The organism is Kribbella sp. NPDC050281 (genome assembly GCF_040655855.1).
Taxonomy (GTDB): Bacteria; Actinomycetota; Actinomycetes; order Propionibacteriales; family Kribbellaceae; genus Kribbella.
The window spans coordinates 1-1326 of sequence record NZ_JBFAKS010000107.1; the positions used below are offsets into that span (position 1 = coordinate 1).

Consider the following 1326-nt stretch of genomic DNA (forward strand, 5'->3'; position numbering starts at 1 on the left):
GTTTGTTGGCCCCGTCGGCCTGGATGACGATGGGGATCGTCTCCTGATCGCACTGGTTGGCCGCATCGCAGCCCTTGAGCGTCACCGTGTGATTGCCCACCGCTGCGCCGGTGTTGACCGTCGGGTTGTGCCCCGTCGCGAAGGGCGTGGTGGCGTTGTCGAGGTACCACTTCATCGCGCTTTCAGCCAGCGGCCCCAAGTCGTCCTGGCTGGTGGCGTGGAACGGGATCAGCTCGGACTTGTCGAAGGTGGGTGTCATGGTCGGCGACTTGGGCCCGGTGACCTTCACATCCGGGACGTAATCCACCGAGGTCACCGTGATCTGCTCCATGGCCGATTCCCCGTTGGAGAAGGCGGCCGTCGCGGTGATCGTATGGGTTCCGGCGGGAATCGTGGCCTGGATCTGCGGGCCCGTACCGATAACCACACCGCCTCGCCGCCAGGTGAGTGTGGGGCCCGGGCCGTACAGCGAAGCCTTGAACGGGGTCGGGCTGGCCGCCGAGATCACCGCCCCGTTCGACGGAGTAGTGATCTTGACCGTGGCCGGTAGCGCCTCCTGGACTGCTCCCAGCGCGTGGACCACCTTCCTGTTGACCTTGCCGTCGGGGCTATGGCGCATGTTGTCGAAGAGGATGTTCTCGATCGTGTCGATGTTCTGGGCCGGGTTCGCAGCGATGAGCAGTGCCGCAACCCCAGCCGTGTACGGCGTGGAGAAGCTGGTGCCGTGGATCTCGGTCGTCACGCTCGCGTCGGGAGTTGCCGGGTTAGGGCCGGACAGCACGCTGTACGGCGCGTAGATACTGACGTCCTCGTTTCCGTAATTGGAGTGCACGTGGCGGTTCAGCGAGTTGTGCGCGAGGCCGCCGACACAGATCACGCCGGCGTTCTCACACGGGGTATGCCAGGTCTTCTCCCACTTGAAGATCCAGCCGGTGGTGGCGTCGACGTTGGCTCCCTCGTTGCCCGCTGACGCGAAGATCAAGATGTTGTGCACGTTCCTGATCCACCAGGTGAAGGAGTCGAAGGGCAGCACCATCCAGGCCAGGTACCACGGCACTGGCATTCGCTGACTGATGCTGATGATCTTGTTGCCGCCGGCGGCCGCTTGTCCGATCGCGACCATGAGTTGGAAGAAGTCGCCGGTTGTCCAGATGCCGGTCGGCCTGGCCACCGGGCCTGCCGTGCCTGCCGTACCGACCTGGTTGCCTGGCACGGCGGCGATCGGGCGCCGAGGAATCGCCGCCGGGACCCACCGCCGTACCACCAGCGCACGTCAGAAGACAGCGCCGACTACGCGATGATCAAACAACTCCTGTCCGAGCGGCA

Annotated in this window: 1 protein-coding gene; it reads right to left on the reverse strand. The window is 64.9% G+C overall.

Annotated elements, in window-relative coordinates:
• On the reverse strand, positions 1–1171 hold a 1171-nt coding region (locus AB0I34_RS44140), incomplete at its 3' end, for a S8 family serine peptidase (RefSeq protein ID WP_360458739.1).
• Between the last annotated feature and the right edge of the window lie 155 nt (positions 1172–1326).